This window comes from Paenibacillus sp. GM1FR, assembly GCF_002803315.1.
In the GTDB taxonomy this organism is placed as follows: Bacteria; Bacillota; Bacilli; order Paenibacillales; family Paenibacillaceae; genus Paenibacillus; species Paenibacillus amylolyticus.
This window is the reverse complement of sequence record NZ_MKZL01000023.1, coordinates 19,261-42,742: the sequence shown is the minus strand read 5'-3', so window position 1 is coordinate 42,742 and position 23,482 is coordinate 19,261. Positions and strand designations below refer to the sequence as shown.

The window sequence follows — 23,482 nt, the reverse complement described above, 5'->3', positions numbered from 1 at the left end:
TTTCTTCAAGTTTCTTGTGGGAGGGTTGAAAAACCCGTTAACCACTATTTTGCAAGGAGGTGTCAATCATGGCGAAAAAAGTTATTAAAATGGTAAAACTGCAGATTCCAGCAGGTAAAGCAAACCCAGCACCACCAGTCGGTCCAGCTTTGGGTCAAGCAGGTGTCAACATCATGGCATTCTGTAAAGAATTCAACGCTCGTACAGCTGATCAAGCGGGATTGATTATTCCAGTTGAAATTTCTGTATTCGAGGACCGTTCCTTTACTTTCATCACTAAAACTCCACCAGCAGCAGTTCTGTTGAAAGTGGCAGCTAAAGTTGAAAAAGGATCCGGCGAACCGAACAAGAAAAAAGTTGCTACTGTTAAACGTGATGCGGTACGTCAAATCGCAGAAACAAAAATGCCTGACCTGAATGCAGCAGACGTTGAGTCCGCTATGCGTATGGTCGAAGGTACTGCCCGCAGCATGGGTATCACCATCGAAGACTAATTTTCATAAGAAACATGGCTTCGTAAAACCGGTCGATTCGCGACCGGTTGATGTGGGAGGTATATCCGCTAACACCACAAAGGAGGAATAAAACATGGCTAAACACGGTAAAAAATACCTGGAAGCTGCTAAGCTGATTGACAGCGAAGCAACTTACGAGCCTTCAGAAGCTGTAGAGCTTGTGAAAAAGGCAGCTACTGCAAAATTCGATGAAACAATCGAAGCAGCAGTTCGTTTGGGTGTAGACCCTCGTAAGCAAGACCAGGCTGTACGTGGTGTTGTTGTCTTGCCACACGGCACAGGTAAAACACAACGCGTATTGGTATTTGCAAAAGGTGACAAAGCGAAAGAAGCGGAAGCGGCTGGCGCGGACTATGTTGGTGATGCAGACATGATCAACAAAATCCAACAAGGCTGGTTCGAATTCGACGTCTGCGTAGCGACACCAGATATGATGAGTGAAGTAGGTAAATTGGGCCGACTGCTCGGCGGTAAAGGTCTGATGCCTAACCCTAAAGCCGGAACGGTAACTTTCGATGTAACTAAGGCTGTTCAAGAAATTAAAGCCGGTAAAATCGAATATCGTCTGGATCGTGCAGGTCAAATTCATGCACCGATTGGTAAAGCTTCTTTCTCTTCTGAGCAACTTAATGAGAACTTCAAAGCTCTCATGGAAGCTCTGAATCGTGCTAAACCAGCGGCAGCAAAAGGTGTTTATCTGAAGAATGTTAGTCTTTCTTCCACGATGGGCCCTGGCGCACGCGTGAACGCAGCAGCTTTTAGATAATATCTCTTGACAGGCTTGTCCTGTTTTTGATAAGATATAAAAGTTGTGAGTCCGAGTGACTGACCGTTGACATTTGAATATGCTTGCCGTAGACAGTAGGTGCCATTTGGCTTAATTTCCTGCCGAGGTGTGATTATAGAACTTAGAACGATGCAAATCGATGATGAGTATATATCAAGCCTTCGTGATTCTACGGAGGCTTTTCTTAATGGGATAAATTTGATCAGGAGGTGTACAGATTGGCAAACGCAAAAGTGATTCAAGCAAAACAAGAATCCGTTGATGCAGTAACAGCAAAATTGCGCGAGAGCGTTACAACTGTTGTTGTTGACTATCGCGGATTGAACGTTGCCCAAGTAACTGAGTTGCGTAAGCAACTTCGTGAAGCAGGGATCGAATTCCAAGTGCTGAAAAACTCGTTGCTTCGCCGTGCAGCTGCAGCAGCAGAACTGACAGAACTTGAAAATGTTCTTACAGGTCCTACTGCAATTGCATTCAGCGTAGATGACGTTGTGGCTCCAGCTAAAATTCTGAACGACTTCGCGAAAAAGAACGATGCACTGGAATTGAAAGGTGCAGTCGTAGAAGGTCGCGTAATCGGAGTAGAAGAAGTTAAGGCATTGGCAGAACTGCCATCCCGCGATGGACTCCTCTCCATGCTCCTCAGCGTGCTTCAAGCGCCAGTGCGCAACTTCGCGCTTGCGGTTAAAGCAGTTGCAGAAAAAGAAGAACAAGGCGCGTAAGCAACTTGATCTGAATGCTGCTTAGGCGGCAAATGAATTAAAAAAAATAATATTATATATGGAGGTTCACTCATGAGTAAAGAGCAAATCTTGGAAGCAATCAAAGGCATGACTGTACTGGAATTGAACGATCTTGTTAAAGCAATCGAAGAAGAATTCGGCGTAACTGCTGCAGCTCCAGTAGCTGCTGCAGGTGCAGTAGCTTCTGCTGAAGCTGAGCAATCCGAGTTCGACGTAATCTTGACTAGCGCTGGTGCTTCCAAAATCAACGTTATCAAAGCAGTTCGCGAAATCACAGGTCTTGGCCTGAAAGAAGCAAAAGAATTGGTTGACAACGCTCCAAAAGCATTGAAAGAAAAAGTTGCTAAAGAAGAAGCAGAAGCGGTTAAAGCTAAGCTTGAAGAAGCAGGCGCTTCAGTTGAAGTTAAATAATTTAGCTATTACAAGCTAAATGAACAAAACAACAAACCCCTTGACTTATATCAAGGGGTTTGTTGCTGTAATTGTAAATGGAAAGTGAGTGAGGGCATGTCCAATCATTATTATTCGGACAAACCGCAAGTGGCGCATGATCGCAGAGCAACTGAAGCGGTTCTTCGCGGATTCAGTCTGCGATTCGTGACGGATGCCGGTGTGTTTTCCAAAAACGGAATCGATTATGGCAGCAGAGTATTGATTGATGCGATAGAGTTGCCATCAGGGGCTCATGTTCTCGATGTGGGCTGTGGATACGGGCCAATGGGTCTTACAGCAGCCAAACTTGTACCGGATGGGCATGTCACCATGATCGATATCAACGAGAGAGCCGTTGAACTTTCCAGGGAAAATGCAAAAGCGAACGGAATTAACAATGTTACGGTATTGCAAAGTAATCTACTGTCTGAAGTAAAAAAGCAAGATTTTGACGTTATCCTAACCAACCCGCCTATACGGGCTGGGAAAGAGACGGTTCATACTATTTTCGAACAGGCACATCGCCATCTGAAAGTAGGCGGTTCGTTGTGGATTGTCATTCAGAAGAAACAAGGAGCACCGTCAGCGAAAGCGAAATTGGAATCTTTGTTTGGAAGAGTGGAAGAAGTGACGAAGGATAAAGGCTATCGGATTTTCAAAGCGGTGAAATCGGAAGAGGTATCTACTAAAAGCTGAATCCGAGTTTGTAAAGTAAGCAGGGGATCATTTTTTTTGCAATAGGACTATTGACTTGAAATTCAGGTCGTGGTATAGTTGTAAAATGTCAGTATTAAGATGCCCTACTTGGCTTTAGCTAACTAAAAATGTCGACTTTTTTTTACGCCGAACGGGCTTATTATGCCTACGTTTGGCGTATAATATGTACATTTTGGGCAAACTGGGGATAAGAATGATTTGGAAAGACATCCGCCGATCAAAGTTGCTCTTTTTTCGAACGACATTTCGAGTAAGGGCTTTTCTTTATTTGTGGATGCATTGCTTTGCTCTGTATGTGTACCATTATAAGGTTACAAACAGAGGTTCGCAACGAAATTTTTAAAGTGAGTAGACATTGAGGGGTGAGTTTAAGTTGGCAGGACATCTTGTTCAATATGGTCGACGCACTCGGCGCAGTTATGCACGAATTAACGAGATACTCGAAGTTCCGAACCTGATTGAAATCCAACAAAAATCCTATGATTGGTTTTTGGAGGAAGGGTTGCGCGAAATGTTCCAGGATATCTCGCCGATCCAGGATTTTACAGGTAACTTGATTTTGGAATTTATCGATTACAGTCTCGGTGAACCGAAGTATACAGTAGACGACGCAAAAGAGCGTGACGTTACGTATGCAGCACCGCTTCGGGTCAAAGTCCGGCTCATTAATAAGGAAACCGGCGAAGTCAAAGAGCAGGAAGTATTCATGGGAGATTTCCCGCTGATGACCAACACGGGCACATTTATTATTAATGGTGCGGAACGGGTTATTGTCAGCCAGTTGGTTCGCTCTCCTAGCGTTTACTTCAGTACCAAAGTAGATAAAAACGCCAAAAAAACGTATACCGCTACAGTTATTCCTAACCGCGGCGCTTGGTTGGAACTGGAGATGGACGCGAAGGATGTTGTTTATGTCCGGATCGACCGTACACGTAAAATACCGGTTACGGTTCTCCTGCGTTCACTTGGTTTTGGCACAGATGCTGAGATTCTGGATCTGCTCGGTAATGACGAATATATCCGCAACACACTGGACAAAGACAACACGGATTCCACGGAGAAAGCACTCATTGAGATCTATGAGCGTCTTCGTCCGGGCGAGCCGCCAACGCTGGATAATGCGAAAAGCTTGCTCGTAGCACGTTTCTTTGATCCAAAACGTTATGACCTGGCTAATGTAGGTCGTTACAAAATGAACAAAAAGCTTCACATCAAAAACCGTTTATTTAACCAGCGTTTGGCTGAATCACTTGTTGACGCTGAAACAGGCGAGATTATTGCTGAAGCAGGTCAAATGGTGGATCGTCGCTTGTTGGATGAAATCATGCCGTATCTGGAGAAGAGCGTTGGTTTCCGCACGTATCACGTGGGTAACGGTGTTCTGGATGCTAATGATGTTCCTATGCAAACGATCGATGTATTTTCACCAACAGAAGATGGTAAAGTAGTCAAACTGATTGCCAATGGAATCATTGACAAGTCCGTTAAAAACGTGACACCGGCGGATATCATTTCGTCCATCAGTTATTTCCTTAACCTTCTGCAGGGAATTGGTAGCACGGATGATATTGACCATCTGGGTAACCGTCGTTTGCGTTCGGTGGGTGAACTCCTGCAGAATCAGTTCCGTATCGGTTTGTCCCGTATGGAGCGTGTGGTTCGTGAGAGAATGTCCATTCAGGATGCTAACGTAATTACACCACAGGCATTGATCAACATACGTCCTGTTATTGCATCGATTAAAGAGTTCTTTGGTAGCTCTCAGTTGTCACAATTTATGGATCAAACGAACCCGCTGGGTGAGTTGACACATAAACGTCGTTTGTCCGCACTCGGACCCGGTGGTTTGACACGTGAGCGCGCAGGTATGGAAGTGCGTGACGTCCATCCATCCCACTATGGCCGTATGTGTCCAATCGAGACGCCAGAGGGACCAAACATCGGTTTGATCAACTCCTTGTCTACGTTCGCCCGTGTGAATGAATATGGCTTCATTGAAGCTCCATATCGTTGGGTTGATCCGAAGACAGGTATTGTAACCGAGCAAATTGATTACCTGACAGCGGACGAAGAGGACAACTATGTTATCGCGCAAGCGAATGCGAAACTGAATGAAGATAGTACATTTGAAGAAGAAGCGATCATTGTACGTTATAACAAACAGTCGGATAACATCCTTACGATGCCGAGTGAGCGCGTTGACTACATGGACGTATCTCCTAAGCAAGTTGTATCCGTCGCTACAGCGCTTATTCCGTTCCTTGAGAACGATGACTCCAACCGTGCGCTCATGGGATCAAACATGCAGCGGCAGGCCGTTCCACTTTTGATTCCTAAAGCACCTCTTGTGGGAACAGGTATGGAACACAAAGCCGCGAAAGATTCCGGTGTATGTATTGTCTCCGATTATGACGGAATTATTGAACGATCTACTGCGAACGAGATTTGGGTCCGTCGTGTTGAAGAAGTGGACGGTCAGGAAGTTAAAGGCGATATCGTTAAATATAAATTACACAAATTTATGCGTTCGAACCAAGGAACATGCATTAACCAACGTCCGATTGTCAAAAGAGGTGTCGCTGTCAAAGCTGGTGATATCCTCGCTGATGGTCCTTCAACGGAAATGGGTGAATTGGCTCTGGGACGTAACGTTGTTGTTGCCTTCATGACTTGGGAAGGTTACAACTACGAGGATGCGATCTTGCTCAGTGAAAAACTCGTTAAGGAAGATGTATATACATCCATCCATATCGAGGAGTATGAGTCAGAAGCACGTGATACCAAGCTTGGACCTGAAGAGATCACACGTGATATCCCTAACGTTGGGGAAGAAGCGTTGCGTAACTTGGATGAGCGCGGTATTATCCGCATCGGTGCTGAGATCAGTGCTGGCGACATTCTGGTTGGTAAAGTAACACCTAAGGGTGTAACAGAGCTGACAGCAGAAGAACGTCTCTTGCATGCGATCTTTGGTGAGAAAGCACGTGAAGTACGTGATACTTCCTTGCGTGTACCACATGGTACTGACGGTATCGTAGTAGACGTGAAAGTATTTACCCGTGAAAACGGTGATGAGCTGCCTCCAGGTGTTAACCAACTCGTTCGTGTATATATCGCTCAAAAACGGAAAATTTCCGAGGGTGATAAAATGGCCGGACGTCACGGTAACAAAGGGGTCGTGGCCCGCATCTTGCCGGAAGAAGATATGCCTTTCCTGCCAGACGGTACACCGGTTCAGATCGTTCTTAACCCACTGGGCGTACCTTCCCGGATGAATATCGGTCAAGTACTCGAGGTTCACTTGGGTATGGCGGCGATGCAACTGGGTATTCACGTAGCAACTCCTGTATTCGACGGAGCGAAGGAGTATGACGTCTTCGATACGATGGAAGAAGCGGGTATGCAACGTAATGGTAAAACTGTCCTGTATGATGGTCGTACAGGTGAAGAGTTTGAACGTGAAGTTACCGTAGGTGTCATGCACATGATCAAACTGGCACACATGGTTGATGATAAAATCCATGCCCGTTCCACGGGTCCTTACTCACTTGTTACGCAACAGCCATTGGGCGGTAAAGCCCAATTTGGTGGACAGCGTTTCGGGGAGATGGAAGTATGGGCGCTTGAGGCATACGGTGCTGCTTATACGCTGCAAGAAATCTTGACTGTTAAATCCGATGACGTTGTTGGTCGGGTTAAAACGTATGAATCCATTGTCAAAGGTGAGAATGTTCCGGAACCAGGTGTTCCTGAATCATTCAAAGTATTGATCAAAGAGCTGCAAAGCTTGGGTATGGACGTTAAGATTTTGAGTGAAGATGAGCAAGAGATTGAAATGAGAGAAATGGACGATGAAGATGACGCTGCGAGCGATAAGCTCAGCCTCAACCTTGAGGGTACAGAGGTCGGAGCGGAATAAACCGCTTCGAGCGCATGATGACCGGCGTTTTTCATCAGGCTCACGTCTTGCTCCGGCTTCGGCCGGAGTGGGCGTAACCTAGATTACAGGAATTGGTTAAGGAGGGTTGCTCCTTGTTGGACGTCAACAATTTCGAATACATGAAGATCGGGCTTGCTTCCCCAGAGAAAATTCGTTCTTGGTCCCGCGGAGAAGTGAAAAAACCGGAAACGATCAACTATCGTACGTTGAAACCGGAAAAAGAAGGGCTGTTCTGCGAAAAGATTTTTGGCCCTACAAAAGACTGGGAATGTCATTGCGGTAAATACAAACGCGTCCGTTATAAAGGCGTTGTCTGTGATCGTTGTGGCGTTGAAGTAACACGTGCGAAAGTACGCCGCGAACGGATGGGCCACATTGAGCTCGCTGCTCCGGTATCGCATATCTGGTACTTCAAAGGTATTCCGAGCCGTATGGGTCTTGCTCTGGATATGTCTCCAAGATCTCTTGAAGAGATTATTTATTTTGCATCATATGTTGTAACTGATCCAGGAGAAACTCCACTGGAGAAAAAACAGCTGTTGTCCGAGAAAGAATACCGCAGCTACCGTGAAAAATACGGTTATGGTTTCCATGCTGGCATGGGCGCAGAAGCGGTTAAAAAATTGCTTCAAGACCTTGACATAGACAAAGAGCTCGAGTTCCTGAAAGAAGAGCTCCGGACTGCGCAAGGACAACGTCGTAATCGTGCAATCAAACGTCTGGAAGTTATCGAAGCATTCCGCAACTCCGGCAACAAGCCAGAGTGGATGATCATGGATGTACTTCCTGTTATCCCGCCGGAACTTCGTCCAATGGTACAGTTGGATGGTGGACGTTTTGCAACGTCTGACCTGAATGACTTGTACCGCCGTGTAATCAACCGGAATAACCGTCTGAAACGTCTGCTTGATCTGGGCGCGCCGGATATTATCGTGCAAAATGAAAAACGGATGTTGCAGGAAGCTGTTGATGCATTGATCGATAATGGTCGTCGTGGACGCCCGGTAACGGGTCCTGGTAACCGTCCATTGAAATCACTCAGCCACATGCTGAAAGGTAAACAAGGACGTTTCCGTCAAAACTTGCTCGGTAAACGGGTTGACTATTCTGGTCGTTCCGTTATCGTTGTTGGACCTTACCTGAAAATGTATCAGTGTGGTCTGCCAAAAGATATGGCACTTGAATTGTTCAAGCCTTTTGTTATGAAAGAGCTTGTAAATAAAGGGCTTGCCCACAACATCAAGAGCGCAAAACGTAAAGTTGAGCGTGTAAGTCCTGAAGTATGGGATGTTCTTGAAGAAGTAATCAAGGAGCATCCGGTTCTGTTGAACCGTGCCCCTACGCTTCACAGACTCGGTATTCAAGCATTTGAACCGATTCTCGTTGAAGGTAAAGCAATTCGTCTTCACCCGCTCGTATGTACGGCATACAATGCCGACTTTGACGGTGACCAAATGGCCGTGCACGTTCCGTTGTCCGCTGAAGCTCAAGCGGAAGCACGTATCCTGATGCTTGCATCGGGTAACATTTTGAACCCGAAAGACGGTAAACCGGTTGTTACTCCTTCCCAGGATATGGTGCTTGGTTCTTACTACCTCACTATGGATAACAAGGAAGAAAAGGGCACAGGTATGATCTTGCGTACAGTTAACGAAGCTGTATCGGCATACCAACGTGGTACTGCTGGTCTGCATGCTCGTGTAGCTATTCCGGTTAAGGCGCTTGGTAAAACAAGCTTCACGGAAGAACAACAAGAAGGAATGTTGCTGACAACTGTCGGTAAAATTATCTTCAATGAAATTTTCCCGGCAAGCTTCCCGTATATCAATGATGCGACTCGTGCTAACCTGTACCAAGGTACTGCAGATCACTCATTTGTATATGAAAAAGGTGCTGATCTCAGAGAAGCTATTATGAATGCTCCTCTGGCTGGCGGTGTCGGTAAAGAATACCTCGGCTCCATCATTGCACGTTGTTTTGAAATTTATCACACAACGGAAACAGCCGTTATTTTGGATAAAATCAAACAACTTGGTTTCACATACTCTACACGTGCCGGTATTACGGTTGCGGTATCTGATGTTATCGTTCCACCTGAGAAGTTTGAAATTCTTAGACAATCTGAGGAAAAAGCACAAATCGTTACGAATCAGTACCGTCGTGGTCTGATTACGAATGAGGAGCGCTATGACCGTATCATTGATATCTGGTCAAAATCCAAAGATGACATCACTGAGATTCTGATGAAGTCCATGGATCGTTACAACTCGATCATGATGATGGTAGACTCCAAAGCACGGGGTAACAAATCGCAAATCACCCAATTGGGCGGTATGCGTGGCCTGATGGCCAACCCATCCGGTCGAATTATCGAACTCCCAATCAAATCGAACTTCCGTGAAGGTCTGACGGTACTCGAGTACTTTATCTCCACTCACGGAGCGCGTAAAGGTTTGGCGGATACAGCCCTGCGTACAGCCGATTCAGGTTACCTGACTCGTCGTCTCGTAGACGTAGCCCAAGACGTAATCGTGCGTGATGATGATTGTGGTACAGATAAAGGCTTTACGGTAAGTCGTATCCAGGATGGTAAAGAGGTTATCGAAGATCTCTACGACCGTATTGAAGGCAGATACTGCTTCGAGACACTTCGTCATCCGGAAACGAAAGAAATCATTGTAGGTCGCAATGAATTGATTGACTCCGATAAAGCAGAAGCGATTATCAAAGCAGGTATTACTAAATTGCAAATCCGCTCCGTCCTCAGCTGCCGTGCAAGTCATGGTGTCTGCAAGAAGTGTTATGGTCGCAACCTCGCGACTGGTAAACACGTGGAGATCGGTGAAGCAGTTGGTATTATCGCAGCACAGTCCATTGGTGAGCCAGGAACACAGCTTACAATGCGTACGTTCCATACCGGTGGTGTAGCCGGAGACGATATTACGCAAGGTTTGCCACGTATCCAGGAGTTGTTCGAAGCTCGTAATCCTAAGGGTCAAGCAACGATCAGTGAAATCGATGGTGTGGTTAAAGAGATTCGCGAAGCGAAAGATCGTCGTGAAATCGAAATTCAAGGTGAAGCGGAATCCAAAGTATACGCCGTTACCTACGGTTCCCGTGTGCGCGTAAGCGAAGGCGCGGAAGTTGAAGCGGGTGACGAGTTGACAGACGGTTCCATTGATCCAAAAGAGATGTTACGGATTAAAGGTATACGTGGTGTACAAAACTACATTCTGCAGGAAGTACAACGCGTATATCGTAACCAAGGCGTAGAAATTAACGATAAGCACGTTGAAGTTATGATCCGTCAAATGCTGCGTAAAATCCGTATCGTAGATGCAGGAGATACAACGCTGTTGCCAGGATCGTTCGTGGATATGCATGAGTACGAAAGAGCTAACAAAATTGCGATTCTTAGTGATAAAGAGCCGGCGGTTGCTAAACCAATCCTGCTCGGTATTACGAAAGCATCCCTGGAAACAGACTCCTTCCTCTCGGCGGCTTCGTTCCAAGAAACTACACGTGTATTGACAGATGCAGCGATCAAAGGTAAAGTCGATCAGTTGCTCGGTCTGAAGGAAAATGTAATCATCGGTAAATTGATTCCTGCAGGTACAGGTATGCACCGTTACCGCAGCATCAAATTTGCTGAGCCAGAAGATGGCCAATCTTCAGTAGAAGAACTTGAGCCAGTTTCGGTTGATTAAATATATTTCTCCTCATTAGAGGAGAGTGAAAGTTTTGTGCGTCAGGAGACGGACGTTTGTATGATACAGGCGGACGAATCCTGATGTACGTAAACTTTTAAAAAATGTTTTAGGATTAGCATTGACAATGCTTGCGCTAGATGCTAATATATCAAAGGTGCGTGGGCAGCTGATTGTACATGGTTCTATTCGGAGGAATACACAATGTCTAATGAAAAAGCCTTGCAAGATGCTCATGTCAAAATAGGTACCAAACAGACCATGCGGATGGTGCAGACAGGTATGGCTTCTGAAGTCTATGTCGCAGAAGATAGTGATCCGCAGCTTACTTCCAAAATCATTGCTTTGTGTGAACAACACAATGTAAAATGCACGAAAGTGGATACAATGAAAAATCTCGGCAAGGCTTGCGGGATTGGAGTAGGAGCAGCTATGGCTGCTGTCGTAAAATCATAGGGTAAGGAACGTTTTTGTCCGAGAACTTTTAAGGATTCTCCAAGGCAAAAACTTTTCATTTGTCTTTTTATGAACCGCCTGGGTCTGTGGACTTAGTGCAAAGAGGTTTGTAAAGAAACATGAATATTTGAGGAAGGGGGTGGCAATCACATGCCAACTATTAACCAACTGGTTCGTAAAGGACGTCAAGCAAAAGTTGAGAAGTCAAAATCTCCAGCTTTGCAAAAAGGATTCAACGCTTTGAAACGTGAATCTACTAACATCAGTGCCCCACAAAAACGTGGTGTCTGCACTCGTGTAGGTACAATGACTCCACGTAAACCAAACTCTGCACTTCGTAAGTATGCCCGTGTTCGTTTGACGAACCGTCTCGAGGTTACTGCTTATATCCCGGGAATCGGACATAACCTTCAAGAGCACAGTGTGGTATTGATCCGCGGAGGTAAAGTTAAAGACCTTGCAGGAGTTCGTTATCACATCGTTCGTGGAGCTCTCGATACTGCTGGTGTAAACAACCGTATGCAAGCTCGTTCGAAATACGGCGCTAAGCGTCCAAAAGCTAAAAAAGCCTAAACTATTATAGGCAGATAGCCTGAAAGCCTTCTGGTCTAAGTCTGGAAGGTACAGGATCTGCTGAACAAGAAAGAAAGGGGGATATCCATGCCACGCAAAGGTCCAGTTACGAAAAGAGACGTTCTGCCTGATCCGTTATATAACAGCAAGTTGGTTACTCGTTTAATCAACCGCATCATGATCGGCGGAAAACGCGGTGTTGCTCAAAGCATTCTGTATAATGCGTTCAAGTTGATTCAAGAACGTACGGGTAATGACCCTATGGAAGTATTTGAAGCAGCAATCAAGAACATCATGCCAGTCCTGGAAGTTAAAGCTCGCCGTGTCGGCGGTGCCAACTACCAAGTACCAATCGAGGTGAAACCAGAGAGACGTACTGCTCTGGGATTACGTTGGCTCGTGAACTACTCCCGCAACCGCGGTGAGAAAACAATGGAAGAGCGTTTGGCGGCTGAGATCATCGACGCTTCCAACAACACAGGCGCTTCCGTTAAAAAACGTGAAGATACGCACAAAATGGCTGAAGCGAACAAAGCGTTTGCTCACTACCGTTGGTAGGATTCAGTTCACAATAAAAAAACTTCAATTTTGAAGGGAGACCCATTTCATGGCTAGAGAGTTCTCCTTAAAAAATACACGTAATATCGGGATCATGGCTCATATTGATGCGGGTAAAACCACGACAACTGAGCGGATCCTGTTTTACACAGGACGTACGCACAAAATCGGTGAAGTACACGAAGGCGCTGCGACAATGGACTGGATGGAACAGGAACAGGAGCGCGGAATTACGATTACTTCCGCTGCAACTACCGCTGCTTGGAAAGGCCACCGCGTTAATATTATTGATACCCCGGGACACGTTGACTTCACTGTTGAAGTTGAACGTTCCCTTCGTGTATTGGACGGAGCAGTTGGTGTATTCAGTGCGAAAGAAGGCGTTGAGCCTCAGTCCGAAACCGTATGGAGACAGGCTGACAAGTACGGCGTACCTCGTATCGCATATGTAAACAAAATGGATATCATCGGTGCTGACTTCCTGAACGTTGTATCTGACATGCGTGATCGCCTTCAAGCGAACGCTGTTGCGATTCAACTTCCAATCGGCGCTGAAAATGATTTCAAAGGTATCATCGATATCGTTGCACAAAGAGCTCATATGTACAAAGATGACCTTGGTCAAGATATCGAAGAAACCGACATTCCTGCAGAGTTTGCAGATCAAGTTGAAGAACTTCGCAACGAGTTGATTGAGCGCGTTGCTGAACTGGATGAAGATTTGACAATGAAATACCTGGAAGGCGAAGAGATCACAATTGATGAGATCAAAACCGTACTCCGTAAAGGTGTTGTAGATGTTAAGATCTTCCCAGTTATCTGTGGATCCTCATATCGTAACAAAGGTGTTCAACTGATGTTGGATGCTGTTATCGACTACTTGCCAGCTCCAACAGATGTTGCATCGATCACGGGACATCTTGAAGATGGAACTGAAGCAATTCGTAAGTCATCCGATGAAGAGCCATTCTCCGCATTGGCATTCAAAATTATGACTGACCCTTACGTTGGTAAATTGACATTCTTCCGCGTATACTCTGGTGTTCTTCAATCCGGATCATATGTATTGAATGCCACTAAAAACAAACGTGAGCGTATCGGTCGTATCCTTCAAATGCATGCGAACAGCCGTCAAGAAATCACTGTAGTTTACTCCGGTGATATTGCAGCTGCCGTAGGTTTGAAAGATACAGGTACAGGTGATACACTATGTGATGAGAAAAATCCGGTTATCCTGGAGTCAATGAACTTCCCTGATCCGGTTATCGAAATCGCTGTTGAACCTAAAACCAAAGCTGACCAGGATAAACTGGGTGTTGCTCTCGGTAAGTTGACTGAAGAGGATCCAACTCTTCGTGCTCATACTGACGAAGAAACAGGCCAAACGATCTTGGCAGGTATGGGTGAGCTTCACCTTGATATCATCATCGACCGTATGCGTCGTGAGTTCAAGGTTGAAACTACTGTGGGTAAACCACAAGTAGCTTACCGTGAAACATTCCGTGCTCCAGCGCGCGTTGAAGGTAAATTCGTACGTCAATCCGGTGGTCGTGGTCAATACGGTCACGTATGGGTTGAATTCGAACCTCTCGAGCCGGGTACAGGCAGCCAGTTCGAAAGTAAGGTTGTCGGTGGTTCCGTACCAAGAGAATACATTCAACCTGCACTGTCAGGGATTGAAGAGCAAATGAAAAACGGCGTTATTGCAGGCTTCCCGCTTGTTGACGTTAAGGCTACAATCGTAGACGGATCTTACCATGATGTCGATTCCAATGAGATGGCATTTAAAATTGCCGGATCTATGGCGCTTAAAGCGGCTAAAGACAAGTGTAAACCAGTTCTGCTTGAGCCTATCATGAAAGTAGAAGTAACTGTTCCAGAAGAGTACATGGGTGACGTAATGGGTATGTTGAACTCCCGTCGTGGCCGCATCGAAGGTATGGATTCCCGTAGTGGAGCTCAAATCATCCGTGCTAAGGTACCTCTGTCTGAAATGTTTGGTTACTCTACAACTCTTCGTTCCGGTACTCAAGGACGCGGCGTATTCTCCATGGAACTCTCTCACTATGAAGAAGTTCCTAAGAGCATCGCTGAAGAAATCGTTGCCAAAACAAAAGGCACCGAGTAGTTTTCTCACACTGGATGCAAGTGCATAAGAATTTAATTCGGAGCACTTCATTCAGTGAAAACATAAAATTATAATTTTAAGGAGGCCACGTTCAAATGGCAAAGGCTAAATACGAACGTAATAAACCCCACGTTAACATCGGTACTATTGGTCACGTCGATCACGGTAAAACAACTCTGACTGCTGCAATCACAACTGTATTGTCCAAAACTTACGGTGGTGCTGCAATTGCATTCGACCAAATCGACAAAGCTCCAGAAGAGCGCGAACGCGGTATCACAATCTCCACATCACACGTTGAGTACGAAACTGACACTCGTCACTACGCTCACGTTGACTGCCCAGGTCACGCCGACTATGTTAAAAACATGATCACTGGCGCGGCTCAAATGGATGGAGCTATCTTGGTAGTATCCGCAGCAGACGGCCCAATGCCACAAACTCGTGAGCACATCTTGCTCTCCCGTCAAGTAGGCGTACCTTACATTGTTGTATTCTTGAACAAATGTGACATGGTTGAAGACGAAGAGTTGTTGGAATTGGTTGAGATGGAAGTTCGCGACCTTCTTAACGAATATGAGTTCCCAGGTGACGATACTCCAATCACTCGTGGATCCGCTCGTGAAGCTCTGGCAAACCCAGATGGCGAATGGGCTCAAAAAATCGTTGAGATGTTCAAAGAGATCGACACTTACATCCCACTGCCTGAGCGTCAAACTGACAAGCCTTTCTTGATGCCTGTCGAGGACGTATTCTCCATCACTGGTCGTGGTACTGTTGCTACTGGCCGTGTAGAGCGTGGTACTGTTAAAGTCGGCGAAGAGATCGAAATCGTTGGTATCACTGAAGAAACTAAAAAATCCGTTGTAACAGGCGTTGAGATGTTCCGTAAATTGTTGGATTCCGCTCAAGCGGGTGACAACATCGGTGCATTGTTGCGTGGTGTTGACCGTACTCAAATCGAGCGTGGTCAAGTACTTGCAAAACCAGGTTCTGTTAAGCCACACACAGAATTCACAGCTCAAATCTACGTTCTGACTAAAGAAGAGGGCGGACGTCACAAACCATTCTTCACTGGTTACCGTCCACAGTTCTACTTCCGTACAACTGACGTAACAGGCATCATCAACTTGCCTGAAGGTACTGAAATGGTAATGCCTGGTGATAACATCACTGTTACTGTTTCCCTGATCTCCCCAATCGCGATTGAAGAAGGAACTAAATTCTCCATTCGTGAAGGCGGACGTACAGTAGGTGCCGGTTCCGTAGCATCTATCCAAAAATAATTTGGCTTAACGCTGAATAAAGCATATGTAACAGTGTACTGGAACGAGTAACATTGTATTGTAACGAAGCTTCGGAAGAGTTCTTTATCCGACATCGGATAGAGAACTCTTTTATTATGTTTAAAGTTCGGAACCTGCGTCATACGAAATGAACATCATTTACGTGTTTAGAAGGATTGGCAAGGCAGCCTGGATATTGAAGATTAACACTGCAATAAACGAAGTCATTTCATCAGAAAAGATAAGTTTAAATGTTTTTCTTAAATATGCTTGCAATACGCCTATCTTTTCTATATAATAATGAATGTTGTTCTGTGACGTTGCGATGATGTGAGAGGTTACTGGCACACCCGGCCCCTTTGCCATGGGAGAGTGGCTAGAAAATTTTCACGGAGTATGTCCGATAAAAAATTGGGCGATAGAAGGAGGGACTAAAATGGCAAAGCAAAAAATTCGTATTCGTTTGAAAGCTTACGACCACAGAATTCTTGATCAATCCGCGGAGAAAATTGTTGAAACAGCAAAACGTTCGGGTGCTGGTGTATCCGGTCCGATTCCGCTTCCTACTGAAAAACAAATCATTACTATTCTTCGTGCGGTGCACAAGTACAAGGATTCTCGGGAACAATTCGAACAACGTACACATAAACGTTTGATCGACATCGTTAACCCGACTCCACAAACTGTGGATGCCTTGATGCGCTTGGATCTGCCGTCCGGTGTAGATATCGAAATTAAATTGTAATATAAGCTACAACAAAGACCATGTATAAAGGAAAAGAGGTGTCAACATGAAAGCAATCTTAGGAAAAAAACTCGGAATGACTCAAGTATTTACTCCTGAAGGTAACGTCGTTCCAGTAACGGTTATCGAAGCAGGCCCTTGTGTTGTTTTGCAAAAGAAAGACATTGAGAACGATGGCTACGAAGCAATTCAAATCGGTTACTCCGATAAGAAAGAAAAAAATGCTAACAAGCCAGAAGCAGGTCACGCTAAAAAAGCGAACACTGCCCCTAAGCGCTACGTTCGTGAAGTTCGCGGTATCAACATCGCAGAATATGAAGTTGGCCAAGAACTGAAAGCTGACATTTTCGCTGAAGGCGAATTCGTTGACGTAACGGGTATTTCTAAAGGTAAAGGTTTTGCCGGCGTTATCAAACGTTGGGGACAAAGCACTGGACCTATGTCACACGGTTCGCGTTACCACCGTGGCCCTGGTTCAATGGGTTCGATCCAAGCTAACCGCGTTCCTAAAGGCAAACGCCTGCCAGGACACATGGGACATGATACTATTACAATCCAACGTCTTGAAGTAGTTAAAGTAGACGCTGAGCGTAACGTGTTGCTCGTGAAAGGTTCCATTCCTGGACCGAAAAACAGTCTCATTAGAGTTAAAGAAACGGTGAAAAAATAACCACTGAAGAAAGGAGGAACACAAAATGCCAAAAGTATCAGTTTACAATGTAGATGGTAGCCAAGTAGGCGAAGTTGAATTGAACGATGCGGTTTTCGGAATTGAGCCGAACCAACACGTTCTGTACGATGCAGTTCTTATGCAACGCGCTTCCCTTCGTCAAGGTACCCACAAAGTAAAAGGACGTTCTGAAGTTCGTGGCGGTGGACGTAAGCCTTGGAAACAAAAAGGTACAGGTCGCGCTCGTCAAGGTTCAATTCGTTCACCACAATGGAAAGGCGGCGGTATCGTATTTGGTCCAACACCACGGAGCTATGCGTATAAACTGCCTAAGAAAGTTCGCCGCTTGGCGATCAAATCAGCCCTTTCATCCAAAGTGCTTGACAATGACATTATCGTTTTGGACGCTCTCACGTTGAGCACGCCTAAAACTAAAGAATTTGCAGCCATCTTGAGTAACCTCAAAGTGGGACGTAAAGCTTTGATTGTAGCTCCTAGCTATGATGATAATGTAGCTCTTTCCGCACGGAATATTCCAGGCGTGAAATTCGTAGCTGCTGACGGTATTAATGTTCTTGACGTGCTTTCGCACGACAAATTGATCATTACGAAAGAAGCAGTTCAGAAGGTAGAGGAGGTGCTCGCGTAATGAAGGATCCTCGTGATATTGTAAAACGTCCGATTATTACGGAACGTACTGCTGACATGATGAACGACTTGAAATATGTATTTGAAGTCGATATCCGTGCAAACAAAACCGAGATCAAAAAGGCAGTAGAAGCTATTTTCAATGTAAAAGTGAAAAACGTGAACACGCTTCGTGTTCCAGCTAAGCCGAAACGGTACGGACGTTATTCCGGATATACTAGCGAATGGAAAAAAGCGTTTGTAACGTTGACAAAAGACAGCAAAACGCTTGAGTTCTTTGAAACTGTATAATTGAATTTTTGAAGTAAGGAGGGAAACCCAGTGCCAATCAAAAAGTATAAACCAACATCCCCGGCAAGACGGAACATGTCCGTTTCTACATTTGAGGAAATCACCACAAATCAGCCGGAGAAATCGTTGTTGGCCCCGTTGAGCAAACAAGCAGGCCGCAACAACCAAGGTAAAATTACAGTTCGTCACCATGGTGGTGGACACAAACGTAAATACCGTATCATTGACTTCAAACGTACTAAAGATGGAATACCGGGCCGCGTTGCTACGATTGAGTATGACCCGAACCGTACATCTAACATCGCTCTGATTCACTATGCTGATGGTGAAAAACGTTATATCATCGCTCCTAAAGGTTTGAAAGTTGGAGATCAAGTATTCTCCGGACCTGAATCAGACATCAAAATCGGTAACGCACTGCCACTTGAAAACATTCCAGTTGGTACCGTTATCCACAACATCGAGTTGAAACCAGGTAAAGGCGGACAATTGGTTCGTGCTGCTGGTACAGAAGCTCAATTGCTTGGTAAAGAAGAAAAATACGTTTCCGTTCGTCTCTCTTCCGGAGAAGTTCGTCGTATTTTGAAAGTTTGCCGCGCGACAATCGGATCTGTAGGTAACCAAGACCACGAGCTCATCAAAATCGGTAAAGCCGGTCGTAGCCGTTGGTTGGGTAAACGTCCTGAGGTTCGTGGTGTAGTAATGAACCCTAACGATCACCCACACGGTGGTGGTGAAGGTCGTGCTCCAATCGGACGTAAATCGCCAATGTCACCATGGGGTAAACCTACACTTGGTTACAAAACGCGTAAGAAAAATAAAGCTTCTGATAAATACATCATTCGCCGCCGCACGAAGTAATACACACTGTGCATAACTTCGTGAGGCATCTGCGGATGCATAATAGCTATGTTTGAAGGGAGGATCTCCACATGGGTCGCAGTTTGAAAAAAGGGCCATTCATTGATGGCTACATGCTTAAAAAGGTAGAAGAGATGGAAGCTTCAGGTAAGAAGAATGTGATCAAAACCTGGTCCCGTCGTTCTACAATTTTCCCGCAATTCATCGGACACACATTTGGCGTTTACGATGGTCGTAAACACGTGCCAGTGTATGTAACTGAGGACATGGTCGGACACAAACTGGGTGAGTTCGCTCCAACCCGTACGTACAAAGGCCATACTGCTGATGATAAGAAAACAAGAAGATAAATGAATATCTTTAATGTTTGAAAGGAGGTTACACAATGGAAGCAAAAGCACATGCTAAGTTTATCCGGATTGCTCCTCGTAAAGCTCAACTCGTTGTTGACTTGATTCGTGGCAAGCAAGTAGGTGAGGCGGTTGCCATTCTCCGTCACACTCCGAAATCTGCTTCTCCAATCGTTGAGAAGTTGCTTAACTCCGCTATTGCGAATGCGGAACATAACTATTCTTTGGATGTTAACAAATTGGTTATCTCGCAAGCTTACGTGAACCAAGGACCGACAATGAAGCGTTTCCGCCCTCGTGCAATGGGACGTGCAAGTCGTATTAACAAACGTACTAGCCACATTACTTTGGTGGTATCTGAGAAGTAGAAGGAGGGGAAATGTGTGGGCCAAAAGGTAAATCCAGTCGGACTCCGTGTCGGAATTATCCGTGACTGGGAATCTAAGTGGTATGCAGGCAAAGACTTCGGTGATCTTTTGATGGAAGACGTGAGAATTCGTGAATTCCTGAAAAATAAATTGAAAGACTCCGCTTTATCTCGTGTAGAAATTGAGAGAGCGGCTAACCGCGTAAACGTAACGATTCACACTGCTAAACCAGGTATGGTTATTGGTAAGGGTGGTTCGGAAGTTGAAAATCTTCGTAACCAAATTACGAAAATTGCTGGCGGTAAAAAAGTACACATCAACATTTCTGAAATTAAGAACCAAGACTTGGACGCTGTTCTTGTAGCTGAAAGCATTGCACAACAATTGGAACGTCGTGTTTCTTTCCGTCGTGCTCTGAAACAAGCAATTCAAAGAACTATGCGCTCCGGTGCTAAAGGTATCAAAACTCAAGTAGGCGGACGTCTTGGCGGTGCTGAGATCGCACGTTCTGAAGGCTACAGCGAAGGAACTGTTCCACTGCACACACTGCGTGCTGACATTGACTACGGTACAGCAGAGGCTCATACTACTTACGGACTTATCGGCGTAAAAGTATGGATCTATCGTGGAGAGGTTCTTCCTACGGCTAAGAAACAAGCTGCTAAGGAAGGAGGCAACTAATCATGTTGGTACCAAAACGCGTAAAACACCGTAAGCAACAACGTGGACATATGAAAGGCCAAGCTAAAGGCGGAACGACTCTGAACTTTGGCGAATACGGTCTGCAAGCTACGGAACCGGCTTGGATTACGAACCGTCAAATCGAAGCGGCTCGTATTGCGATGACTCGTTACATCAAACGTGGTGGTAAAGTTTGGATCAAAATTTTCCCAGACAAACCAATCACTCAAAAGCCTCTCGAGGTTCGGATGGGTAGCGGTAAAGGTAACGTAGAAAAATGGGTTGCAGTAGTGAAACCAGGTAAGATCATGTTTGAACTTGCTGGTGTACCGGAGGAAATTGCACGCGAAGCAATGCGTCTTGCCGCTCACAAACTGCCAATCAAAACGAAGTTCGTGAAACGTGAAGAATTGGGTGGTGAAGCAAATGAAAGCTAGTGAATTTCGCAACCTAACCTCTGCTGAAATCGAGCAAAAGATTGCCGGATTTAAAGAAGAACTCTTTAACCTCCGCTTTCAATTAGCTACCGGTCAGCTGGATAACCCGACTCGCATCCGTGATGTGCGGAAAGAAATAGCTCGTGCTAAAACCATTATCCGTGAGAGAGAATTGGGAATCGGTTAATTAGGGATAGGATGGACAATCCGTCCGTAATCAGGAAGGAGGCCAACAATGAGCGAAGAACGTAACGCACGTAAAGTGCAAACTGGTAAAGTGGTCAGCGATAAAATGGACAAAACGATTGTTGTTGCTGTAGAAACTTACAAAAAACACAACTTGTACCATAAACGCATTAAGGTTACTAAAAAATTCAAAGCGCATGACGAAGAAAACACTGCGAAAATCGGTGACACGGTGAAAATCATGGAGACTCGTCCGCTTTCGAAAGATAAACGCTGGAGACTTACTGAAATCGTAGAAAAAGCGGTTATCATCTAATGCATCAGCAGCATTGCTGAAAGGAGGAATACTAAATGATTCAACCATTTACACGTTTGACTGTGGCCGACAACTCCGGTGCGAAGGAACTGATGTGTATCCGCGTACTCGGCGGTACGGGACGTCGTACAGCTCAAATCGGTGATCTGATCGTTTGTTCTGTTAAACAAGCAACACCAGGCGGCGTTGTCAAAAAAGGTGATGTAGTTAGAGCGGTTGTCGTTCGTACGAAACGTTCTGTACGTCGTAAAGACGGTTCCTACATCGGTTTTGATGAAAATGCAGCGGTTGTTGTAAAAGACGACAGAAGCCCACGTGGAACACGTATTTTCGGACCTGTTGCTCGCGAACTTCGCGATAAAGACTTCATGAAAATCGTTTCCTTGGCTCCAGAAGTTATCTAAAGCTTAATCTCGTGATGTTAGAAACAGGAGGTGTACGAAATGCCAAGAGTGAAAAAAGTTCTGGAATCCCATAACAACAAACTTCACGTTAAAAAGGAAGATACGGTTATGGTGATCAGCGGTAAAGACAAAGGTAAAAAAGGCCGTGTCATCGCTGCTTATCCTCGTGAGAACCGCGTCCTTGTGGAAGGTGTTAACATGGTGAAAAAACACCAGAAGCCTAACCAGCAAAATCCGCAAGGCGGCATTATCGAGAAGGAAGCTCCGATTCACGTTTCCAACGTAATGCACATCGATCCGAAGAGCGGAAAAGTAACCCGTGTAGGTTACAAAGTTTTGGATAACGGTAAGAAAGTGCGCGTTGCTAAACGTTCCGGAGAAATTATCGACTAATTGAACCGAATGAGAAAGGAGGGCTATGATTCATGGCATCAAGAATGAAAGAACGTTACCTGCAAGAAATCGCTCCTGCTTTGATGCAGAAGTTTAACTATACAACGGTAATGCAAGTGCCGAAAATCGAGAAAATCGTTATCAACATGGGTGTGGGCGACGCTGTCCAAAACTCTAAAGTGTTGGATTCTGCAGTAAACGATTTGCAACTGATCGCGGGTCAAAAACCTGTAATCACTCGTGCTAAAAAATCTATCGCAGGTTTCAAACTGCGTGAGAATATGCCTATCGGTGCGAAAGTTACATTACGCGGTGAGCGTATGTACTTCTTCCTAGATAAGCTGCTCAACGTAACGCTTCCTCGTGTCCGCGACTTCCGCGGTGTATCGAGTAATGCTTTTGATGGACGTGGTAACTATACACTGGGTCTGAAAGAGCAATTGATCTTCCCGGAGATCGAATACGATAAAGTTGATAAAGTCCGCGGTATGGATATTGTCATTGTAACAACGGCGAAAACAGACGAAGAGTCCCGTGAATTGCTTACGCAAATGGGAATGCCTTTCGTTAAGTAATGTTGGCATAACGTTTCCGGGTGTCTGGAAAGACTCCCTTTTCTCCGAAATTATTTAGGAGGTGTCAGGCTAAGTGGCAAAAACTTCGATGAAAGTTAAACAACAACGTACACCTAAGTTTAAAGTACGTGCATATACACGCTGTGAGCGTTGCGGACGTCCACATTCGGTCCTGCAAAAGTTCAAAATTTGCAGAATTTGTTTCCGTGAATTAGCTTATAAAGGCCAGATCCCTGGCGTGAAAAAAGCAAGCTGGTAAAAAGTCCTGAACGGGAAGGAGGTTAACTCACAATGACTATGTCTGATCCAATTGCAGATATGCTTACTCGTATTCGTAACGCGAACACTGTTCGTCACGAAACGGTAGAAATGCCTGCTTCAACAATGAAAAAACAAATCGCCGATATCCTGAAGCGTGAAGGTTTCATCCGTGACGCTGAAGTTATCGATGATAACAAACAAGGGATTATCCGTGTTTTCCTGAAATACGGTCAAAATAACGAGCGCGTTATCACTGGTCTGAAAAGAATCAGCAAACCTGGTCTTCGTGTTTACACGAAAAGCAACGAAGTACCTCGTGTACTTGGTGGCCTGGGAATCGCGATCATCTCGACATCTAAAGGTATCATGACGGACAAAGAAGCTCGTCAATCGAAATCCGGCGGAGAAGTCGTTTGCTACGTTTGGTAATATAACGTCACAAGATAGGAGGTGC

28 protein-coding genes and 1 other annotated feature are annotated in these 23,482 nt (G+C 45.2%); all 28 genes read left to right on the top strand.

Features of this window, described 5'->3' with window-relative positions; translation table 11 throughout:
* The first annotated feature begins 68 nt into the window (after positions 1–68).
* The 28 genes from rplK to rpsH all read left to right on the top strand — a co-directional run bounded on the left by rplK (position 69) and on the right by rpsH (position 23,457).
* Positions 69–494 carry a 50S ribosomal protein L11 gene (gene rplK / locus PAEAM_RS18350; protein WP_017692062.1) on the top strand — a complete coding sequence of 142 codons (426 nt, stop codon included), beginning with the start codon at positions 69–71 and terminating at the stop codon, positions 492–494.
* Between the two features lie 94 nt (positions 495–588).
* On the top strand, positions 589–1,281 hold the full coding sequence (gene rplA, locus PAEAM_RS18345) for a 50S ribosomal protein L1 (protein WP_017692063.1): 693 nt from the start codon (positions 589–591) through the stop codon (positions 1,279–1,281).
* Positions 1,282–1,349: 68 nt separating this feature from the next.
* Positions 1,350–1,496 (top strand) — a sequence feature (ribosomal protein L10 leader region).
* A gap of 24 nt (positions 1,497–1,520) precedes the next feature.
* Entirely contained in the window at positions 1,521–2,024 is a 504-nt protein-coding gene (rplJ, locus tag PAEAM_RS18340) for a 50S ribosomal protein L10 (RefSeq protein ID WP_047841127.1), read from the top strand.
* A 72-nt stretch (positions 2,025–2,096) separates the two neighbouring features.
* On the top strand, positions 2,097–2,456 hold the full coding sequence (gene rplL / locus PAEAM_RS18335) for a 50S ribosomal protein L7/L12 (RefSeq protein WP_017692065.1): 360 nt from the start codon (positions 2,097–2,099) through the stop codon (positions 2,454–2,456).
* A 96-nt stretch (positions 2,457–2,552) separates the two neighbouring features.
* Positions 2,553–3,173, top strand: a complete 621-nt coding sequence (locus PAEAM_RS18330; protein WP_074096568.1) for a class I SAM-dependent methyltransferase — start codon at positions 2,553–2,555, stop codon at positions 3,171–3,173.
* A gap of 394 nt (positions 3,174–3,567) precedes the next feature.
* Positions 3,568–7,113, top strand: coding sequence for a DNA-directed RNA polymerase subunit beta (gene rpoB / locus PAEAM_RS18325; protein ID WP_036607171.1), 3,546 nt, complete (start codon positions 3,568–3,570; stop codon positions 7,111–7,113).
* Positions 7,114–7,226: 113 nt separating this feature from the next.
* Positions 7,227–10,841, top strand: coding sequence for a DNA-directed RNA polymerase subunit beta' (gene rpoC / locus PAEAM_RS18320; RefSeq protein ID WP_036607173.1), 3,615 nt, complete (start codon positions 7,227–7,229; stop codon positions 10,839–10,841).
* 204 nt (positions 10,842–11,045) lie between these two features.
* Positions 11,046–11,297 carry a ribosomal L7Ae/L30e/S12e/Gadd45 family protein gene (locus PAEAM_RS18315; protein ID WP_036607175.1) on the top strand — a complete coding sequence of 84 codons (252 nt, stop codon included), beginning with the start codon at positions 11,046–11,048 and terminating at the stop codon, positions 11,295–11,297.
* 150 nt (positions 11,298–11,447) lie between these two features.
* A complete protein-coding gene (gene rpsL / locus PAEAM_RS18310; protein ID WP_017692070.1) occupies positions 11,448–11,870 on the top strand; it encodes a 30S ribosomal protein S12 in 423 nt (140 codons plus the stop codon).
* 87 nt (positions 11,871–11,957) lie between these two features.
* A complete protein-coding gene (gene rpsG, locus PAEAM_RS18305; protein ID WP_017692071.1) occupies positions 11,958–12,428 on the top strand; it encodes a 30S ribosomal protein S7 in 471 nt (156 codons plus the stop codon).
* Positions 12,429–12,477: 49 nt separating this feature from the next.
* Positions 12,478–14,556: an elongation factor G gene (gene fusA / locus PAEAM_RS18300; protein WP_036607177.1), complete on the top strand. Its 2,079-nt coding sequence runs from the start codon at positions 12,478–12,480 to the stop codon at positions 14,554–14,556.
* A 95-nt stretch (positions 14,557–14,651) separates the two neighbouring features.
* Positions 14,652–15,842: an elongation factor Tu gene (tuf, locus tag PAEAM_RS18295; RefSeq protein ID WP_017692073.1), complete on the top strand. Its 1,191-nt coding sequence runs from the start codon at positions 14,652–14,654 to the stop codon at positions 15,840–15,842.
* A 436-nt stretch (positions 15,843–16,278) separates the two neighbouring features.
* A complete protein-coding gene (gene rpsJ / locus PAEAM_RS18290) occupies positions 16,279–16,587 on the top strand; it encodes a 30S ribosomal protein S10 (RefSeq protein WP_017692074.1) in 309 nt (102 codons plus the stop codon).
* 46 nt (positions 16,588–16,633) lie between these two features.
* Positions 16,634–17,257: a 50S ribosomal protein L3 gene (rplC, locus tag PAEAM_RS18285; RefSeq protein WP_017692075.1), complete on the top strand. Its 624-nt coding sequence runs from the start codon at positions 16,634–16,636 to the stop codon at positions 17,255–17,257.
* 25 nt (positions 17,258–17,282) lie between these two features.
* The gene (gene rplD, locus PAEAM_RS18280) at positions 17,283–17,906 is read left to right on the top strand and encodes a 50S ribosomal protein L4 (protein WP_017692076.1); all 624 of its coding nucleotides are present in this window, start codon (positions 17,283–17,285) and stop codon (positions 17,904–17,906) included.
* Complete coding sequence (gene rplW / locus PAEAM_RS18275) at positions 17,906–18,196, top strand: 50S ribosomal protein L23 (RefSeq protein ID WP_017692077.1); 291 nt, start codon at positions 17,906–17,908, stop codon at positions 18,194–18,196. The genes rplD and rplW overlap by 1 nt, the downstream gene beginning before the upstream one ends.
* A gap of 30 nt (positions 18,197–18,226) precedes the next feature.
* Complete coding sequence (gene rplB, locus PAEAM_RS18270; RefSeq protein ID WP_017692078.1) at positions 18,227–19,057, top strand: 50S ribosomal protein L2; 831 nt, start codon at positions 18,227–18,229, stop codon at positions 19,055–19,057.
* A 71-nt stretch (positions 19,058–19,128) separates the two neighbouring features.
* Positions 19,129–19,407, top strand: a complete 279-nt coding sequence (gene rpsS, locus PAEAM_RS18265) for a 30S ribosomal protein S19 (protein WP_017692079.1) — start codon at positions 19,129–19,131, stop codon at positions 19,405–19,407.
* Positions 19,408–19,442: 35 nt separating this feature from the next.
* Positions 19,443–19,775, top strand: coding sequence for a 50S ribosomal protein L22 (rplV, locus tag PAEAM_RS18260; protein WP_036607180.1), 333 nt, complete (start codon positions 19,443–19,445; stop codon positions 19,773–19,775).
* A gap of 15 nt (positions 19,776–19,790) precedes the next feature.
* Entirely contained in the window at positions 19,791–20,456 is a 666-nt protein-coding gene (gene rpsC, locus PAEAM_RS18255; RefSeq protein WP_036607182.1) for a 30S ribosomal protein S3, read from the top strand.
* A 2-nt stretch (positions 20,457–20,458) separates the two neighbouring features.
* Positions 20,459–20,893 carry a 50S ribosomal protein L16 gene (gene rplP / locus PAEAM_RS18250; protein WP_017692082.1) on the top strand — a complete coding sequence of 145 codons (435 nt, stop codon included), beginning with the start codon at positions 20,459–20,461 and terminating at the stop codon, positions 20,891–20,893.
* A complete protein-coding gene (gene rpmC, locus PAEAM_RS18245) occupies positions 20,883–21,080 on the top strand; it encodes a 50S ribosomal protein L29 (protein WP_017692083.1) in 198 nt (65 codons plus the stop codon). The genes rplP and rpmC overlap by 11 nt, the downstream gene beginning before the upstream one ends.
* Positions 21,081–21,128: 48 nt before the next feature.
* The gene (gene rpsQ / locus PAEAM_RS18240; protein ID WP_017692084.1) at positions 21,129–21,395 is read left to right on the top strand and encodes a 30S ribosomal protein S17; all 267 of its coding nucleotides are present in this window, start codon (positions 21,129–21,131) and stop codon (positions 21,393–21,395) included.
* A gap of 35 nt (positions 21,396–21,430) precedes the next feature.
* Positions 21,431–21,799, top strand: a complete 369-nt coding sequence (gene rplN, locus PAEAM_RS18235) for a 50S ribosomal protein L14 (RefSeq protein WP_017692085.1) — start codon at positions 21,431–21,433, stop codon at positions 21,797–21,799.
* 39 nt (positions 21,800–21,838) lie between these two features.
* The gene (gene rplX / locus PAEAM_RS18230) at positions 21,839–22,192 is read left to right on the top strand and encodes a 50S ribosomal protein L24 (RefSeq protein WP_017692086.1); all 354 of its coding nucleotides are present in this window, start codon (positions 21,839–21,841) and stop codon (positions 22,190–22,192) included.
* A 32-nt stretch (positions 22,193–22,224) separates the two neighbouring features.
* A complete protein-coding gene (rplE, locus tag PAEAM_RS18225; RefSeq protein WP_017692087.1) occupies positions 22,225–22,767 on the top strand; it encodes a 50S ribosomal protein L5 in 543 nt (180 codons plus the stop codon).
* A gap of 73 nt (positions 22,768–22,840) precedes the next feature.
* On the top strand, positions 22,841–23,026 hold the full coding sequence (locus PAEAM_RS18220) for a type Z 30S ribosomal protein S14 (protein ID WP_013312154.1): 186 nt from the start codon (positions 22,841–22,843) through the stop codon (positions 23,024–23,026).
* A 32-nt stretch (positions 23,027–23,058) separates the two neighbouring features.
* Positions 23,059–23,457, top strand: a complete 399-nt coding sequence (rpsH, locus tag PAEAM_RS18215; protein WP_017692088.1) for a 30S ribosomal protein S8 — start codon at positions 23,059–23,061, stop codon at positions 23,455–23,457.
* The last annotated feature ends 25 nt before the right edge of the window (positions 23,458–23,482 follow it).

Bases quoted from the DNA above. Each gene is read 5' to 3' on its own strand.
- rplK (WP_017692062.1), top strand. From the start codon at position 69: ATGGCGAAAAAAGTTATTAAAATGGTAAAACTGCAGATTCCAGCAGGT.
- rplA (WP_017692063.1), top strand. From the start codon at position 589: ATGGCTAAACACGGTAAAAAATACCTGGAAGCTGCTAAGCTGATTGAC.
- rplL (WP_017692065.1), top strand. From the start codon at position 2,097: ATGAGTAAAGAGCAAATCTTGGAAGCAATCAAAGGCATGACTGTACTG.
- PAEAM_RS18330 (WP_074096568.1), top strand. From the start codon at position 2,553: ATGTCCAATCATTATTATTCGGACAAACCGCAAGTGGCGCATGATCGC.
- PAEAM_RS18315 (WP_036607175.1), top strand. From the start codon at position 11,046: ATGTCTAATGAAAAAGCCTTGCAAGATGCTCATGTCAAAATAGGTACC.
- rpsL (WP_017692070.1), top strand. From the start codon at position 11,448: ATGCCAACTATTAACCAACTGGTTCGTAAAGGACGTCAAGCAAAAGTT.
- rpsG (WP_017692071.1), top strand. From the start codon at position 11,958: ATGCCACGCAAAGGTCCAGTTACGAAAAGAGACGTTCTGCCTGATCCG.
- fusA (WP_036607177.1), top strand. From the start codon at position 12,478: ATGGCTAGAGAGTTCTCCTTAAAAAATACACGTAATATCGGGATCATG.
- tuf (WP_017692073.1), top strand. From the start codon at position 14,652: ATGGCAAAGGCTAAATACGAACGTAATAAACCCCACGTTAACATCGGT.
- rpsJ (WP_017692074.1), top strand. From the start codon at position 16,279: ATGGCAAAGCAAAAAATTCGTATTCGTTTGAAAGCTTACGACCACAGA.
- rplC (WP_017692075.1), top strand. From the start codon at position 16,634: ATGAAAGCAATCTTAGGAAAAAAACTCGGAATGACTCAAGTATTTACT.
- rplD (WP_017692076.1), top strand. From the start codon at position 17,283: ATGCCAAAAGTATCAGTTTACAATGTAGATGGTAGCCAAGTAGGCGAA.
- rplW (WP_017692077.1), top strand. From the start codon at position 17,906: ATGAAGGATCCTCGTGATATTGTAAAACGTCCGATTATTACGGAACGT.
- rpsS (WP_017692079.1), top strand. From the start codon at position 19,129: ATGGGTCGCAGTTTGAAAAAAGGGCCATTCATTGATGGCTACATGCTT.
- rplV (WP_036607180.1), top strand. From the start codon at position 19,443: ATGGAAGCAAAAGCACATGCTAAGTTTATCCGGATTGCTCCTCGTAAA.
- rplP (WP_017692082.1), top strand. From the start codon at position 20,459: ATGTTGGTACCAAAACGCGTAAAACACCGTAAGCAACAACGTGGACAT.
- rpmC (WP_017692083.1), top strand. From the start codon at position 20,883: ATGAAAGCTAGTGAATTTCGCAACCTAACCTCTGCTGAAATCGAGCAA.
- rpsQ (WP_017692084.1), top strand. From the start codon at position 21,129: ATGAGCGAAGAACGTAACGCACGTAAAGTGCAAACTGGTAAAGTGGTC.
- rplN (WP_017692085.1), top strand. From the start codon at position 21,431: ATGATTCAACCATTTACACGTTTGACTGTGGCCGACAACTCCGGTGCG.
- rplX (WP_017692086.1), top strand. From the start codon at position 21,839: ATGCCAAGAGTGAAAAAAGTTCTGGAATCCCATAACAACAAACTTCAC.
- rplE (WP_017692087.1), top strand. From the start codon at position 22,225: ATGGCATCAAGAATGAAAGAACGTTACCTGCAAGAAATCGCTCCTGCT.
- rpsH (WP_017692088.1), top strand. From the start codon at position 23,059: ATGACTATGTCTGATCCAATTGCAGATATGCTTACTCGTATTCGTAAC.